This window comes from Plantibacter sp. AC185, assembly GCF_979258065.1.
Genome location: NZ_OZ409831.1, coordinates 1,314,235 through 1,328,349, shown reverse-complemented (window position 1 = coordinate 1,328,349; position 14,115 = coordinate 1,314,235). Strand labels below are relative to the sequence as shown.

Annotated in this window: 16 protein-coding genes; 9 read left to right on the top strand and 7 right to left on the bottom strand. The window is 69.5% G+C overall.

Annotation, left to right across the window (positions count from 1 at the left end):
- Positions 1-171: 171 nt before the first annotated feature.
- Positions 172-834: a response regulator transcription factor gene (locus tag ACZZZB_RS06275; protein ID WP_079705033.1), complete on the top strand. Its 663-nt coding sequence runs from the start codon at positions 172-174 to the stop codon at positions 832-834.
- Positions 834-2,168: a sensor histidine kinase gene (locus ACZZZB_RS06270; RefSeq protein WP_463529209.1), complete on the top strand. Its 1,335-nt coding sequence runs from the start codon at positions 834-836 to the stop codon at positions 2,166-2,168. Before ACZZZB_RS06275 ends, ACZZZB_RS06270 begins: the two co-directional genes overlap by 1 nt.
- On the opposite strand, the gene pnuC is transcribed toward ACZZZB_RS06270, so the two are convergent.
- Both pnuC and ACZZZB_RS06260 read right to left on the bottom strand, forming a co-directional pair.
- The gene (pnuC, locus tag ACZZZB_RS06265) at positions 2,099-2,764 is read right to left on the bottom strand and encodes a nicotinamide riboside transporter PnuC (protein ID WP_463529208.1); all 666 of its coding nucleotides are present in this window, start codon (positions 2,762-2,764) and stop codon (positions 2,099-2,101) included. The two genes, ACZZZB_RS06270 and pnuC, sit on opposite strands and share 70 nt — an antisense overlap.
- 137 nt (positions 2,765-2,901) lie before the next feature.
- Positions 2,902-3,588, bottom strand: coding sequence for a GntR family transcriptional regulator (locus ACZZZB_RS06260; protein ID WP_124768636.1), 687 nt, complete (start codon positions 3,586-3,588; stop codon positions 2,902-2,904).
- A gap of 181 nt (positions 3,589-3,769) precedes the next feature.
- Between ACZZZB_RS06260 and ACZZZB_RS06255 the strand changes: the two genes are divergently transcribed.
- Positions 3,770-4,210, top strand: a complete 441-nt coding sequence (locus ACZZZB_RS06255; protein ID WP_463529207.1) for a GntR family transcriptional regulator — start codon at positions 3,770-3,772, stop codon at positions 4,208-4,210.
- 209 nt (positions 4,211-4,419) lie between these two features.
- Here the strand turns inward: ACZZZB_RS06255 and purL are convergent, their stop codons facing one another.
- Entirely contained in the window at positions 4,420-6,753 is a 2,334-nt protein-coding gene (purL, locus tag ACZZZB_RS06250) for a phosphoribosylformylglycinamidine synthase subunit PurL (RefSeq protein WP_079705037.1), read from the bottom strand.
- A gap of 241 nt (positions 6,754-6,994) precedes the next feature.
- Between purL and ACZZZB_RS06245 the strand changes: the two genes are divergently transcribed.
- The 6 genes from ACZZZB_RS06245 to ACZZZB_RS06220 all read left to right on the top strand — a co-directional run bounded on the left by ACZZZB_RS06245 (position 6,995) and on the right by ACZZZB_RS06220 (position 9,643).
- Entirely contained in the window at positions 6,995-7,453 is a 459-nt protein-coding gene (locus ACZZZB_RS06245) for an Asp23/Gls24 family envelope stress response protein (protein ID WP_079001390.1), read from the top strand.
- On the top strand, positions 7,450-7,641 hold the full coding sequence (locus ACZZZB_RS06240) for a DUF2273 domain-containing protein (RefSeq protein ID WP_056008790.1): 192 nt from the start codon (positions 7,450-7,452) through the stop codon (positions 7,639-7,641). The genes ACZZZB_RS06245 and ACZZZB_RS06240 overlap by 4 nt, the downstream gene beginning before the upstream one ends.
- Positions 7,638-8,051 carry a hypothetical protein gene (locus ACZZZB_RS06235; RefSeq protein WP_079705038.1) on the top strand — a complete coding sequence of 138 codons (414 nt, stop codon included), beginning with the start codon at positions 7,638-7,640 and terminating at the stop codon, positions 8,049-8,051. Before ACZZZB_RS06240 ends, ACZZZB_RS06235 begins: the two co-directional genes overlap by 4 nt.
- Positions 8,048-8,653 carry an Asp23/Gls24 family envelope stress response protein gene (locus ACZZZB_RS06230; protein WP_137242342.1) on the top strand — a complete coding sequence of 202 codons (606 nt, stop codon included), beginning with the start codon at positions 8,048-8,050 and terminating at the stop codon, positions 8,651-8,653. The genes ACZZZB_RS06235 and ACZZZB_RS06230 overlap by 4 nt, the downstream gene beginning before the upstream one ends.
- A complete protein-coding gene (locus tag ACZZZB_RS06225; protein ID WP_463529206.1) occupies positions 8,650-9,273 on the top strand; it encodes a hypothetical protein in 624 nt (207 codons plus the stop codon). The genes ACZZZB_RS06230 and ACZZZB_RS06225 overlap by 4 nt, the downstream gene beginning before the upstream one ends.
- A 151-nt stretch (positions 9,274-9,424) precedes the next feature.
- Positions 9,425-9,643: a hypothetical protein gene (locus ACZZZB_RS06220; RefSeq protein WP_064294172.1), complete on the top strand. Its 219-nt coding sequence runs from the start codon at positions 9,425-9,427 to the stop codon at positions 9,641-9,643.
- Between the two features lie 75 nt (positions 9,644-9,718).
- Here the strand turns inward: ACZZZB_RS06220 and ACZZZB_RS06215 are convergent, their stop codons facing one another.
- Genes ACZZZB_RS06215 through ACZZZB_RS06200 form a run of 4 tightly spaced genes read right to left on the bottom strand, consistent with a single transcriptional unit; the run spans position 9,719 to position 14,064 of the window.
- Positions 9,719-10,495 carry an amino acid ABC transporter ATP-binding protein gene (locus tag ACZZZB_RS06215; protein ID WP_274598595.1) on the bottom strand — a complete coding sequence of 259 codons (777 nt, stop codon included), beginning with the start codon at positions 10,493-10,495 and terminating at the stop codon, positions 9,719-9,721.
- Positions 10,492-11,463 (bottom strand): amino acid ABC transporter permease, encoded by a 972-nt coding sequence (locus tag ACZZZB_RS06210; RefSeq protein WP_079705041.1) that lies wholly within the window; start codon positions 11,461-11,463, stop codon positions 10,492-10,494. Before ACZZZB_RS06210 ends, ACZZZB_RS06215 begins: the two co-directional genes overlap by 4 nt.
- A gap of 2 nt (positions 11,464-11,465) precedes the next feature.
- The gene (locus ACZZZB_RS06205) at positions 11,466-12,359 is read right to left on the bottom strand and encodes an ABC transporter substrate-binding protein (RefSeq protein ID WP_192018789.1); all 894 of its coding nucleotides are present in this window, start codon (positions 12,357-12,359) and stop codon (positions 11,466-11,468) included.
- 1 nt (position 12,360) lies between these two features.
- A complete protein-coding gene (locus ACZZZB_RS06200; RefSeq protein WP_463529205.1) occupies positions 12,361-14,064 on the bottom strand; it encodes an amidohydrolase in 1,704 nt (567 codons plus the stop codon).
- Positions 14,065-14,115: the final 51 nt, after the last annotated feature.

The following is a 14,115-nucleotide window of genomic DNA, read 5'->3' as shown; positions in this document are numbered from 1 at the left end:
GGGCTGACTGGTGACGACCAGTCCACTCGGCGGCGCGTTGTCCGGGCGTCAAGGAAAACGTTGACGTTCTCTGAACGTCTCGAACGGCACGATAGATAACCGACACTCGGGGGTTGCTCGATCAGCGTCCGTACGATCCCGGAGTCCCCACACCCCATCGAGAGGAACATCATGCGCGTCCTGGTTGCCGAGGACGAGGTCTACCTCGCCGAGGCGGTCCGAGCCGGTCTGCGGCAGGCGGCGATCGCCGCGGACGTCGTGCACGACGGCGACGCAGCCCTCGAGGCGCTCACGATCAACGACTACGACGTCCTGCTCCTCGACCGCGACCTGCCGGGCACCCACGGCGACGAGGTGTGCCGAACGGTGGTCGCCGAGCATCCCGGTGTCCGCGTCATGATGCTGACGGCGGCACGTCGACTCGACGACACCGTGTCCGGCCTCGGCCTCGGCGCCGACGACTACCTGGTGAAGCCGTTCGAGTTCCCGGAGCTCGTGGCCAGGCTCCGCGCGCTCGCCCGGCGCACGGCGGAGTCGCGCCCTCCGGTCCTCGAGCGTGCCGGAGTGCGAGTCGACCCGTTCCGGCGGGAGGTCTTCCGCGACGGCGTGTACGTGAAGCTGTCACGGAAGGAGTTCGCGGTCCTCGAGCAGCTGCTGCTCGCCGACGGCGGGGTCGTGAGCGCCGAGACCCTCCTCGAGAAGGCCTGGGACGAGAACGTCGACCCGTTCACGAACACCATCCGCGTGACCATCTCGAACCTCCGCCGACGCCTCGGCTCGCCGTGGGTGATCACGACCGTCCCGGGGGCGGGCTATCGGATCGAGGGCGACTGATGCCGCGTTCCGACGCCGCGGGGTTGCTCAGCCGCCCGAACCGCTTGACGGTGCGTCTGCGTTTGACGCTGACGTACGCGCTGCTGTTCACCGTCGCCGGCTCGATCATGCTCGCGCTCATCTACGCCTTCATGCGGTACGTCCCGACGTACGCGATCACCGCGGTACGGGCCGACGAGGCCATGGACGGCGCGACCCGTTGGCGGGCGACCGCGCCGACCGAGGTCGCCGGGGCGGCTACCTACCAGCCGGCCGAGGGGCTGACCTCGGCGAACGGTACTGCGGCCCTCGTCGTCTCGGACCAGAGCGACATCCTGAACACGCTCCTCGTCTGGTCGCTCATCGTGCTCGTCGTCCTCGCGGCGGCGAGCGCGTGGGGTGGCTGGATCCTGTCGGGCCGGCTGCTGCGCCCGCTGCACGCGATCAACGTGGCCGCGCAGCGGGCGGCGACGGGATCCTTCGACCATCGGGTCGCCCTCGCCGGCCCGCGGGACGAGATCACCGACCTCTCCGACACCTTCGACCACATGCTCGAGCGGCTCGACCGGTCCTTCCGCGCCCACCAACGGTTCGCGGCGAACGCCTCGCACGAGCTGCGCACCCCGCTCGCGACGACCCAGGCGATGCTCGACGTCGCCGCGACCAGCGACGACCTCGACGACGACACCGTCCGGGGACTCATCGCCCGGCTCCGTGAGACGAACACGCGCAGCATCCAGACCGTCGAGGCCGTGCTCGACCTCGCCGACCTCGAGCACTCGGAGCTGCGGGGTGAGAACGTGGCACTCGGAGAGGTGGCTTCCGAGGCCTGCGTCGCCGCAGCCTCCGCGGCTCGAGCGCGCGGGATCGACTGCACGGCCGAGGTGCAGGACCTCGCGGTCTGGGGCGACGAGGCCATGCTGCACCAGCTGTGCGGGAACCTCCTGCAGAACGCCGTCCGGCACAACGTCGACGGTGGTTTCGTGCGGGTCTCGGTGCGCCGGTCGGGCGGTCCGGCGGGCGGCGCGGTGGTCCTCCGGGTCGAGAACTCCGGGGAGTCGATCCCGGCGGACGTGGTCTCGAGGCTCACCGAACCGTTCTACCGCGCCGGCGGCCGGGTCGCGCGGGGTCCGGAGCGGTCACGCGGGCTCGGACTCGCCATCGTGGAGAGCATCGCCGAGGTGCACGGGGCTGCGCTCGAGCTCGCCGCGCGGTCGGAGGGTGGGCTGGTGGTGACGGTCATGTTCCCGCCGAGCGGACCGGACGCCGGCACCGAGGCGTCAGCTCAGCGCGCCGTGGCGACGCGCTCGCCGCGAGCCCACACGAAGAAGCCGGCCAGGGTGAACGCCCCGTAGAACAGGTACATCGAGGCCGAGACCCAGTACCCGGCGCCGAACAGGAGCGGCACGCCGACGAGGTCGACCGCGACCCAGACGAGCCAGAACTCCACCCAGCGTTTCGCCATCCCCCAGGTCGCGAGCAGGGAGCCCATGAAGATCCACGCGTCGGCCCAGACCGGCTCGTAGGAGCCGAGTGCCCGGAACACGGGGATCAGGAGCAGCGTGCCGCCGAGCAGGAGGCCGACGAGGACGAGCCGCACCCGCCAGCCGGCCCAGCGGGGCCGGATCACGGCGACCGGACCGGTCGTCGCCTCGACGTGCTCAGCCCGTCGCCACTGCACCCAGCCGTAGATCGACACGACGATGAACATGAGCTGGCGGCCCGCCTGTCCCAGCAGGTTGGTCGGGTTCGGCGTGTGGAACACCGCGCCGAGGAAGACGGTCAGCAGGAGCGCGTTGCCGATGATGCCGACGGGCCAGGCCCAGGCGCGGCGACGCATGCCGCCGAGGGCGCTCGCCAGGCCGAACAGGTTGCCGACGACTTCCCGCCAGAGGACCACCTGGTCGCCGACCCTGAACGTCGCGTCGAAGAGCCAGAGGAGGATCCCCACTGCAGTGCTCCGATCGGGTCCGTGGCCAGATGATGCGCGGTCACGCGACCGACGGTCCACCGTACAACGTGCAGAGCCGCCTCCCGATCGGGAGGCGGCTCTGTGACGATCTGCGGCTCGATGGCCCTGTTCGCCGGCTAGCTCGCGGCGGGCAGTCCTCCACCGGCGGCGATGACCTGCTCGAGGAAGGCGTCGGTGGCCTCGGCCTGCTTGCGCATGACGCGCTCGGCCTCCTCGGCGCTACGTGCCTCGGCGGCCGCGACCAGCCCGGTGACGTACGCGGCGAAGATGTCCCACTGGAAGAAGTCGATCGTCGGCAGCGAGGTGTAGGTCACCCGGGTGTTCATCTGACGGGCGACCTGCTGCAGCAGCGAGTTGCCCGAACGCTCGACCATGAAGTCGGCGAAGGCGGAGGACGACCGGAGGACGTGCTTGTCACGCGCTTCGATGTCCGCGAGCACGGCGTCGCCGAGTTCGCGGAACGCCGCGACGTCCTCGTCGGTGAACTGCGGGATGCTCCACCGCGCGCTGAGCTCGTGGAAGCCGTTCAGGAGGCGCAGTGCTTCGGCGTACTGCTCGGCGGTGGGCTTCGCGACGCGGGTGTACCGCTGCGGTGCGGTCTCGACCAGTCCGATGTCGGCGAGCTTGCTGATCGCTTCGCGGATCGGGGTCCTCGAGACGCCGAGCCACTTCTCGAGCTCTTCGTCGTTGAGGCGCTCGCCGGGCTCGAGGGTGCCGTCTTCGATCGCGGTCAGGAGCTGCTCGAAGACGATGTCGCGCAGGAGCTTCCGAGGGCTCGTCTCGACGGTTTTGGGAACAGGCATGGGACTCCGATCGTCGAGCTGGGATATGACCAGTTCAGAATACCGATATCCAAGGTGTGTTGGATAGTTTTGTGCCTCATGTGTTGGTGAACATGCCGGATGCACAGGTGCAGCCGGGTGCGCCGAGCCTTGCTATCCTGGCGCGCACGGCGTACCTCGGAGCGGCAGGAAGGTGGGACGCATGTCGGCAGATTCGACGGCCAGCAGGCCCCGCCATCGGCGGATCCATCTCTTCCAGACGCTCGGGGCGCTGCTGGGTGGCGTGACGCGGGTGACCGTGCCCGTCCTCGAGGATGCCGACCGAGCGGCGCTCGTCGCCGAGCTGGGCGAGGTGTCGCGAGTGATCGGCTTGCAGGACCCGGTCGCCTACGCCGAGCTCTCGTGGCCGCTCATGGACCATCTCGTCGCCCTCTGCCCGAATCGCATCCTGGTCACGACCGCTCGCGACGCACTCGCGCTGCTGTCGCCGCAACTCGAGGTCACCGCCGACACCGACTGGCTCGATTGGCCGTCACTCGCGGTGGACTTCCCGATCCTCCGGGATGCGGTCGCGGAGGGGGACGCGATCGCTGCGGAACTGGCCGTGGAACGACTGTGGGGGATGGCCGCGACGCTTCCGTGAAGCATTCCAAATGCTGATATGCTGAAGTCGTCGCTTGCGACACCACTGCCGGAGACGCCGGTCAGGACATTCGGGTTCCTGGCTTGAGCGCCCGGTGGTGAGTCGGGTGGGTGGGTTTCGGGTATCCGCCCACCCGGCGTCTCGATCCCGGCCAGCAACGACACAGCCCCCACACCGTCGGGCGCAGGGGCTGTGTGCAGGCGGGTCGCTCAGCCGATGACCGGACCGAACCGCTCCGGGAGGACGCTTTTGGAGACGCGGCGCAGTTCGGAGACCGGGATGGTCAGGACGTCCTGGATCTCGAGGGCGGGCTCCGTCGCGTCGCCCACGGCGGAGGCGTCGGTCACGCCGATGCGCAGCACCGGGTAGCCGCGGCCCTCGCACAGGCCCTGGAACTTGACGTCGTCCTCGCGCGGCACGGACACGATGACGCGACCGGTCGACTCGGAGAAGAGCGCGGTCGTGAGGTCGACGCCGTCGCGGCTGAGCAGCTCACCGAGGAAGACCCGGGCACCGACACCGAAGCGCATGACGCTCTCCGCGAGCGCCTGAGCGAGACCACCGTCGGAGAGGTCGTGGGCGGAGGACACGAGGCCCTCCTTGGCAGCGGCGTGCAGCAGCTCGGCCAGCGTCTTCTCGCCGGCGAGGTCGACCTTGGGCGGCAGGCCACCGAGGTGGTCGTGGATCGTCCCGGCCCAGGCGGAGCCGTCGAGCTCGAGTGACGTGGTGCCGAGGAGGTAGAGGTTGTCGCCCTCGTCCTGCCATCCGCTCGGGATGCGGCGCGCGACGTCGTCGATCACGCCGAGGACGCCGACGACGGGCGTCGGGAAGATCGGGACGTCGCCCGTCTGGTTGTAGAACGACACGTTGCCGCCGGTGACCGGCACGCCGAGCTCGAGGCAGGCGTCCGACAGGCCGGCGACGGCCTCGGAGAACTGCCACATGACCTCGGGGTTCTCCGGCGAGCCGAAGTTCAGGCAGTCGGTGACGGCGGCCGGGACGGCACCGGTGACGGCGACGTTGCGGTAGGCCTCCGCGAGCGCGAGCTGCGCGCCCTGGCGCGGGTCGAGCTGGCAGTAGCGGCCGTTCGCGTCGGTCGCGATGGCGAAGCCGAGGCCGGACTCCTCGTCGACGCGGATCATGCCGCCGTCGTCGGGGAAGGACAGTGCCGTGTTGCCCATCACGTAGTAGTCGTACTGGTTGGTGATCCAGCTCTTGTCGGCGAGGTTCGCCGAGCCGAGGAGGGAGCGGAACTGCTGCTCCAGCTCGGCGGGGGCGTCGGTGCGGGGGAGGGCCGACGCGGAGTCGGCCTGCAGGGCGTCGATCCAGGTGGGGTAGGCGACCGGGCGCTCGTAGACCGGGCCGTCGACCGCGACGGTCGAGGGGTCGACGTTCACGATCTCCTCGCCGTGCCAGTTGATGACGAGACGGCCGGTGTCGGTGACTTCACCGAGCACCGAGGTCTCGACGTCCCACTTGTCGGTGACGGCGAGGAAGGCGTCGAGCTTGCCCGGCTCGACGACCGCCATCATGCGCTCCTGCGACTCCGACATGAGGATCTCCTCGGGCGTCAGCGAGGGGTCGCGCAGCAGCACGTGCGAGAGCTCCACGAACATGCCGCCGTCGCCGTTGGCCGCGAGCTCGCTCGTGGCGCAGGAGATGCCGGCGGCACCGAGGTCCTGGATGCCCTCGACGAGGCTGTCGCGGTAGAGCTCCAGGCAGCACTCGATGAGCACCTTCTCGGCGAACGGGTCGCCGACCTGGACGGCCGGACGCTTCGTCGGGCCGTTCGCGTCGAAGGAGTCGGACGCGAGGATGGAGGCGCCGCCGATGCCGTCGCCACCGGTGCGGGCACCGAAGAGGACGATCTTGTTGCCGACGCCCGAGGCGTTGGCGAGGCGGAGGTCCTCGTGACGCAGGACGCCGACCGACAGGGCGTTGACGAGCGGGTTGCCCTGGTACACCTTGTCGAAGTAGGTCTCGCCGCCGATGTTCGGCAGGCCCAGGCAGTTGCCGTAGGAGGAGATGCCGGCGGTGACACCGTGCACGACGCGCGCGGTGTCGGGGTGGTCGATGTCGCCGAAGCGGAGCTGGTCCATGATGGCGACCGGTCGGGCACCCATCGAGATGATGTCGCGGACGATGCCGCCGACGCCCGTGGCCGCACCCTGGAAGGGCTCGATGTAGGAGGGGTGGTTGTGGCTCTCGACCTTGAAGGTCACGGCCCAGCCCTCGCCGACGTCGATGACGCCGGCGTTCTCGCCCATGCCGACCATGAGGTTCTTCTTCATGTCGTCGGTGACCTTCTGGCCGAACTGGCGCAGGTAGATCTTGCTGGACTTGTAGGAGCAGTGCTCGCTCCACATGACCGAGTACATGGCGAGCTCGCCGCTCGTGGGACGACGGCCGAGGATCTCGCGGATCTTCGCGTACTCGTCGGCCTTCAGGCCGAGGGCGCCGTAAGGCTGCTCGCGGTCCGGTGTCGCGACGGCGTTCTCGACGGTGTCGGCGACGGCGGAGCTGGTGGGGGTGGTGGTCGTCACGAGGGCAGGACTCCAAAGGAAGTGGTGGGATGCCGGACCCACCAATCTTAGCGGCGCGCGGCGACGAACAGATCCTCGGATGGGCGTCGGAGGTCGACGCCGATTCGTCACGGTGCGGTGCCTGATTCGCGGTCTCTTCACGAGCTTCGAGATCGACCGTGACGATCGGTGCGATGGTTGCGTCCTATCACCAACGAAGCGATCAACCGCTCGCTCGAGACGAACCAGGAAGGGCAACACCATGTCGAACACCACCAACTCCCCGAAGCCCACCGTCACGAAGGGTGTCGTCGGCGAGAACAACGCCGCCACGCAGACGAACACCCACGGCAAGACGGTCATCGACAACGGCGTGGTCGCGAAGATCGCCGGCATCGCAGCCCGCGAGGTCCGCGGCGTGCACGCCCTCGGTGGTGGCGCAGCCCGTGCCTTCGGTGCCATCCGCGACGCCATCGGCTCCTCCGACCTGTCGCAGGGCATCCGCGTCGAGGTCGGCGAGACCCAGGTCGCCGTCGACGTCGTGATCGTCGCCGACTACCCGGTCGACCTGCAGGCCGTCGCGAGCGAGGTCCGCGCCTCCATCATCCGCGCGATCGAGCAGTTCGTCGGCATGGAGGTCACCGAGGTCAACGTGACCGTCAGCGACGTCTTCATCCCGTCCGACGACGAGGACCAGAACGCCGAGGCGCGAGTCCAGTGACCGCCACCAACACCGGCATCCTGATCGGTGCCGTCCTCGCACTCAGCTGGGTGGCCTTCGGGTTCTGGGCGTTCGTGTTCGTCGCGGTCGCGATGGGGATCGGCGCCCTCGTTGCCCGCATCGTCACCGGCCAGACCGACCTGAACGCGATCGTCGACGCCGTCCGCGGGAAGCGCGTCTCGTCATGACCACCGCCGTCCTCGACCGGGGTGTCCCCTCGGTCGCCGAAGCTCCCGGCGTGCACCCGCACGGCGGGCCGGGCCGGACGCGGATCACCGCGAAGGCCCTCGAGCACGTCGCCGTGAACATCGCGGCCGAATCGCTCGGGGTCCCGGCGGGACGCGTGAAGGTCGAGCTCGCCGACGACCGGGGTGCACTCGCGCTCATCGTCACCTCGCCGATGCGCGCGATCCCACTGGCGCGCGTCTCGGCCACCCCCGACGCGCTCCAGCGTTCAGGGGGCTCCATCGTCGAACGGGTCTCGGCCGCCACCGGTGCCATCGCCGCTCGCGTCGAGCAGTTGTCCGGTTCGAGCGTCTCGCGCGTCTCCATCCGCGTGAGCGGACTCGAGATCGACCAGGAAGGACGCGTGTCATGACCCCCACAGCCACGACCCCGGTCACCGGCCCGACGCGGGTGCTCCGGCGCCTGGCTCGCCGCGAACTGCACTCGCCGCGCTCGACCGCCGCGATCCTCCTCGCGGTTCTGCTCGTGCTCGTCGCGCTCTGGATCGCCGTGGAGACGGTGCTCGCCCTCATCGGCGTCCGCCCGCTCCTCGTCGCCCCGGGTGAGATCCCGGGAGCCGCGGCCAGCCTGCCGACGACGCAGCCCGTCATCCTCGCCGTCGCGGGCGCACTCGTGCTCCTGCTCGGGGTGGTCCTCATCGGGATCGCGCTCGGACCGGGGCGTCGTCACCGCCATCTGTTGTCGACCGGGCGCGTACTCGCGGTCGTCGATGACGAGGTCATCGCGTCGGCCCTCGCACAGCGCGCTTCGACGACGGCTGCCACCCATCCTGACGGCACCTCCGTGGCCGTCGGCCGGCGGAGCGCCGCGATCCGGATCACCCCCGCCAGCGGCATGCCCGTCGACCGGTCCGAGGTCGACCGCGCCGTCGCCGCCGACCTCGACGCGTTCGGCCTGCAGCCGTCGCTCCGGGCGACCACCTCCATCTCGTCGAACGGGAAGGTCGGACAGTGAACTCCACCAACCGCGGACTGAACCGTCTGCTCATCCTCCTCATCGGACTCGTGTTCGTCGTGATCGGGGCGGCGGCGCTCGCCGTCGTCACCGTGCCCGTCGTCGCCGACTGGTGGCGCGACAACCGTGCCGCGGTGCTCGACACGATCGACGGCTGGTTCGCCTGGAACCCGTTCGCCGTTGTGCCCGGCGCGGACGCCGGACAGACGGCCCCGGTCCTCGTCCCGATCGCCGGGATCGTACTGCTGGTGCTCGTCGCCGCCCTGCTCATCTCGTTCGTCCTACGCCAGGGTCGTGGCCGTTCCGGCGTCGTGCATCGCGCGACCGTCGAGCACGGCGACATCGTGCTCGAGACGGACGTCGCGGCCAACGCGCTCGGCGATGCGCTCGACGACACCGAAGCGTTCTCATCCGTCCGCGTCTCCGCCTGGGACGTGAACCGGGCGCAGGCGCTCAAGGTCGCCGTCACCTGCCGGCGCGGCGTCTCGCCCCGCACGGCGGTGGAGACCGTCAGCACGGCGGTGGAGTCGCTCGACCGCCTGCTCGGCGTCGAGCTCCCCGTCCTCGTCGAGGTCGGTGGCGGCTTCCGCGCCGCCAAGCCGAAGCGCGTCCTCCAGTGACCGTCACTGATCCGGACGTGCCGGCGCAATTGCAAGCCCCCGTCCGAATCGGCTGATCCGCAGCCGCGCGTCGCAGAATGCCAGTGTCGCGGGAAGAACCATCGGGACACATCAACGCCCCACGGCGATCCGTGGGAGAGGGAGCAACACCATGGGTAAGAAGATCCTCCTCATCATCGTCGGCCTCATCGCCTTCGGTGCCTACACGCTCGGCGCGAAGGCCGGACGCACCCGGTACCGCGAGATCAAGCACGCCGCAGAAGAGTTCTGGAACGACCCTCGCGTCGAGAAGGCGCGCAAGAAGGCCGTGAAGAACGCGAAGAAGGCCACGGCGAAGGCCCAGAAGGAAGTCCAGAAGAAGCTCCACTGAGCCCCTTCGCCCGCCCGTCCTCGGGTGGAACGCCGCCCGCTCGCCCAGGTCTGGGAGAGCGGGCGGCGTTCGTGCTCACAACACCTTCGACAGGAACGCGCGCGTCCTGGCGTGCTGCGGATTGGCGAGTACCTCGCGGGGCGCTCCCGTCTCCACGACGACGCCGCCGTCCATGAACACGAGCGAGTCGGCCACCTCTCGGGCGAACCCCATCTCGTGCGTCACGACGATCATCGTCATGCCGTCCTTCGCGAGCCCCTTCATGACGTCGAGGACCTCGCCGACCAGCTCCGGATCGAGTGCCGAGGTCGGCTCGTCGAACAGCATGAGCTTCGGATCCATCGCGAGGGCCCGTGCGATCGCGACCCGCTGCTGCTGACCGCCCGACAGGTGACCGGGGTATGCAGCCGCCTTGTCGCTCAGACCGACCCGGTCCAGGAGTTCCCGGCCGCGCTGCTCGGCGACCGCTCGCCGTTGGCCCTTCACCTGCATGGGCGCCTCGATGATGTTCTCGAGCGCCGTCATGTGGGGGAACAGGTTGAACCGCTGGAACACCATGCCGATGTCGCGCCGCTGCTTCGCCGCCTCCTTGGGCTTCAACTCGTAGAGCTTGTCGCCCCGCTCGCGGTATCCGATGAGGTCCCCCTCGACGAGCAACCGTCCGCCGTCGACCCGCTCCAGGTGGTTGATGCAGCGCAGGAAGGTCGACTTGCCGGAGCCCGACGGCCCGACCAGGCACATCACCTCGCCGCGTCGTACCGTGAGCGAGATGTCCTTGAGGACCGTGTTCGAGCCGAAGGACTTCACCACGCCCTCGGCGCGCACCATGTCGGTCGTGTCCGTGATCGTCATCGTCGTTCTCCGCTCTCGCCGTCGGCAGGACTCTGCTTGGCGCGCGCCTCGGCCTCCTGGACCTGGATGGCCTCGGTCGTGACCGGTGCCCCCGCGTCGATCCTGGTGAGCCCGCGCGCGAACCGCTTCTCCAGGAAGTACTGACCCACCATCAGAATCGAGGTGAACAGCAGGTACCAGAGCGACGCGACGATGAGCAGCGGGATCGGGTTGAACGTCTCGGACGAGATGTCCCGCGACCTCGTGTAGAGCTCCTGCGTGAACGGGACGGCCGTCACGAGCGAGGTGGTCTTGAGCATCGAGATCACCTCGTTGCCCGTCGGCGGGATGATGATCCGCATCGACTGCGGCAGGATGACCCGCCGCATCGTCTGCGCCCAACTCATCCCGAGCGCCGTCGACGCCTCCTCCTGCCCGCGGTCCACCGACAGCAGACCGGCGCGCACGATCTCCGACATGTAGGCGGCCTCGTTGAGCGCCAGCCCGATGACGGCGATCCAGAAGGTGTTCAGCGCGGCGTCCGTCGGCAGCTGCGCGATCGGCGGGAGGAAGGGCAGGCCGATGTTGAGCGTCGGATAGATCGTCGCGAGCAGGCCCCAGAAGACCAGCTGCACGTAGACCGGCGTCCCGCGGAACAGCCAGACGAAGCCCCATGCGATGGCCTTGAGCACTGGGTTCGGCGACAGTCGCATGATCGCGAGCACGACGCCGAGGACGATGGCGCCGATCATCGAGTACACCGTCAGCTGCAGTGTGATGAGCGCTGCCATGGTGATCCGCCGGTCGAAGACGTACTTGCCGACGGCCGGCCAGTCGTACGCCGGTCGCGTCGCCGCGTCGACCACGAAGGCGACGAGCAACAGCACGATGATGACGGCGAACACGTTCCGCCACGGATGGCGGAGCTTGACGACCTTCAACGGCACCGGGGGCGCGGACGCCGTTCCGGTGGTTCTGGAGTCGCTCACGGTCAGCTCGTCGCGCCGTTGATGTCGATCTTGTCGATGGCGCCGGACTCGACGCCCCACTTGCTCAGGATCGAGCCGTAGGTGCCGTCGTCCATGAGGGACTGCAGGGCGGCCTGGAGGGCCTTGCCGAGGTCGCCACGGTCCTTGGCGATCGGCATGCCGTAGAGGAACGTGGAGTAGACGTCACCGGAGAGTTCGAGCTTCCCGTCGCTCTGCTGGACGGCGTACTGCACGACCGGGGAGTCGGCGGTCATCGCGTCGGCGCGGCCGAGCGTGACCGCTGCCGTCGCCTCGTCCTGCGTGTCGTAGCCGAGGGCCTCGATCGCGGGCTTGCCGGCGTCCGTGCAGGCCTGTGACTTGGCGGGGACGTCGTCGAGGGCCTCCGTCGTGCCGTTCTGGACGGCGACCTTCAGCCCACAGGCGTTGTCGGGGTCGACGGACTTGCCCGCGAGGGTCGCCCACTGGATCCCGGCCGTGAAGTAGTCGACCATGTCGACCTGCTGCTGACGCTCCTTGGTGTCGAAGAAGGACGACAGCCCGACGTCGTACTTGCCACCGGTGATGCTCGGGATGATGTTGTCGAACTTCGCAACCTGGTAGTCGGTGGTGAGGCCGAGCTTTCCGGCCATCGCGTCGGCGAGCTCGATCTCCCACCCGATCGGGTCGCCGTTCGCGTCCTTGAACTCGTTGGGGGCGTAGGTCGCGTCGGTGCCGAGGATGAGCTTGCCGGCCTGACGGATGTCGTCGGGGAGCAGGGCCTCGGCGGCCTTGTCGACGGTCACCGCGGCAGCTGAGCCGGTGGCGTCGGGTGTGGCGACCTCGTTGTTGACGCAGCCGGTGAGCAGCAGCGCGGCGGCGGCCGTGAGTGCGGCCGGGAGCAGGTATCGGTTCTTCATGTCAGGTTCCTTGCTCGGTTGATGTGGTGGTGGAGGTGAAGACGCGGCGTCCGGCGATCCAGGTCCCGACGGTCCTGGTGTGCGCGATCTCGGTGGTGGGGCCGGCGAACGGGTCGCGATCGACGAGGACGAGGTCTGCGACGGCGCCGACCTCGATCACTCCGGTGTCGTCGCGGTGGTCGATCCGGTTGGACCCGTGCGTGTACGCGGCGATCGCCGCCCCGAGCGTCAGCGACTGTCCCGGGTTGAGCGGTTCGGGGTGGTGGTCGGGATCGTCGGCCGGGAGCGTCCGGTTGACCGCCACATGCAGGGCCTGCCACGGGTCGGGGGTCGTGACGGGCCAGTCCGATCCGGCGCAGAGCAGGGTGCCGAGTCGTGCCGCATCGCCGAACGGATACTGCCAGGAGGCGCGTTCCTCGCCGAGCAGGGGCAGGTTCAGCTCGACCATCTGGGGCTCCCACGTGGCCCAGAGCGCCTGCATGTTCATCGTGACGCCGAGTCGGGCGAACCGCGGCAGGTCGTCGGGGTGGACGATCTGCACGTGCGCGATGTGGTGCCGGTTGTCGCTCTCGCCGTTGCGCTCCCGCGCGGCCTCGAGGGCGTCGAGGCACTCGCGGACCGCCCGGTCGCCGATCGCATGGAAGTGGACCTGGAACCCCGCGGCGTCGAGCCTCGTGACCGCTTCGACGAGGATCGCGGGCTCCAGGAAGGAGATGCCGTGCTCGGGGGCGGTGTCGCCGCAGTGGCAGGTGCGGAGGTAGGGGTCGATCATCGCGGCGGTCCGGTTCTCGGGGATGCCGTCCTGCATGATCTTGACGGTGCCCGCGGTGAAGCGCCCGGTCGTCGCCCCGAGGGCTGCGGCGCGGCGTGCGATCGCGTCGCGGCGTGCGATGAGGTCGTCGATCTGCTCGAGTCCACGATCCCGGTCCCACCAGAGCGCCCCCACGACGTCGCTGGTGAGCGACCCGTCCGCCATCGCCTGCAGGTAGGCGTCGCTCGTGTCGGTGTGGCTGCCGTAGTCGCCGACGATCGCGTCCTGCCAGCCGGTGACGCCGAAGCCGTGGAGGGTCTGCTGGGCTGCGACGAGGGCTGCCGCGACGTCCTCGTCGGTGTCGACGGGGACGAACCGGGACACGAGCGAGCGGGCACCCTCGTGGAGCATGCCGTTCGGGGTGCCGTCCGCGTCCCGCTCGATCCGGCCGTCGGCGGGGTCCGGTGTGGTGTGGTCGATGCCGGCGAGGCGGAGTGCCGCGGTGTTCACCCAGGCGCCGTGGTGGTCGCGGTTCTGGAGGAAGACGGGGCGGTCCGGCACCACCCGGTCGAGGTCAGCGGCGAGCGGGGTGCCGCCGGGGAAGGCGGCTTGTTGCCAGCCGCCGCCGACGACCCACGGGCGCTCGGGGTGGGCCTCGGCGTAGGCGGCGATCGTGGCGAGGTACTCCTCGGGGGTGCGCTCGGCCGACAGGTCGCACGCGAGCTGTTCGAGTCCGGCCTCGACGGGGTGGACGTGCGCGTCGACGAAGCCGGGGAGCAGGAGACCGCCTCGGAGGTCCACGATCTCGGTGTCGGGACCGATCGCCGCGCGCGCGTCGGCGTCGAGGGCGACGATCCGGCCGTCGGAGACGGCGACGGCACCGGTCTGCGGCGTGAGCAGGGCGTTCCGGAAGACGGTGCCTCCGGTGAAGACCGTGTCCGCGTTGCTCGTCATATCACCTGCTCGAAGCGTCGGTGGTGCCGTCTGGCCGGCGCGTCATCCTCG

Excerpts from the sequence above, each read along its gene's own strand:
- ACZZZB_RS06275 (WP_079705033.1), top strand. The coding sequence starts at position 172 with ATGCGCGTCCTGGTTGCCGAGGACGAGGTCTACCTCGCCGAGGCGGTC.
- ACZZZB_RS06270 (WP_463529209.1), top strand. The coding sequence starts at position 834 with ATGCCGCGTTCCGACGCCGCGGGGTTGCTCAGCCGCCCGAACCGCTTG.
- ACZZZB_RS06260 (WP_124768636.1), bottom strand. The coding sequence starts at position 3,588 with ATGCCTGTTCCCAAAACCGTCGAGACGAGCCCTCGGAAGCTCCTGCGC.
- ACZZZB_RS06255 (WP_463529207.1), top strand. The coding sequence starts at position 3,770 with ATGTCGGCAGATTCGACGGCCAGCAGGCCCCGCCATCGGCGGATCCAT.
- ACZZZB_RS06245 (WP_079001390.1), top strand. The coding sequence starts at position 6,995 with ATGTCGAACACCACCAACTCCCCGAAGCCCACCGTCACGAAGGGTGTC.
- ACZZZB_RS06235 (WP_079705038.1), top strand. The coding sequence starts at position 7,638 with ATGACCACCGCCGTCCTCGACCGGGGTGTCCCCTCGGTCGCCGAAGCT.
- ACZZZB_RS06230 (WP_137242342.1), top strand. The coding sequence starts at position 8,048 with ATGACCCCCACAGCCACGACCCCGGTCACCGGCCCGACGCGGGTGCTC.
- ACZZZB_RS06220 (WP_064294172.1), top strand. The coding sequence starts at position 9,425 with ATGGGTAAGAAGATCCTCCTCATCATCGTCGGCCTCATCGCCTTCGGT.
- ACZZZB_RS06215 (WP_274598595.1), bottom strand. The coding sequence starts at position 10,495 with ATGACGATCACGGACACGACCGACATGGTGCGCGCCGAGGGCGTGGTG.
- ACZZZB_RS06205 (WP_192018789.1), bottom strand. The coding sequence starts at position 12,359 with ATGAAGAACCGATACCTGCTCCCGGCCGCACTCACGGCCGCCGCCGCG.
- ACZZZB_RS06200 (WP_463529205.1), bottom strand. The coding sequence starts at position 14,064 with ATGACGAGCAACGCGGACACGGTCTTCACCGGAGGCACCGTCTTCCGG.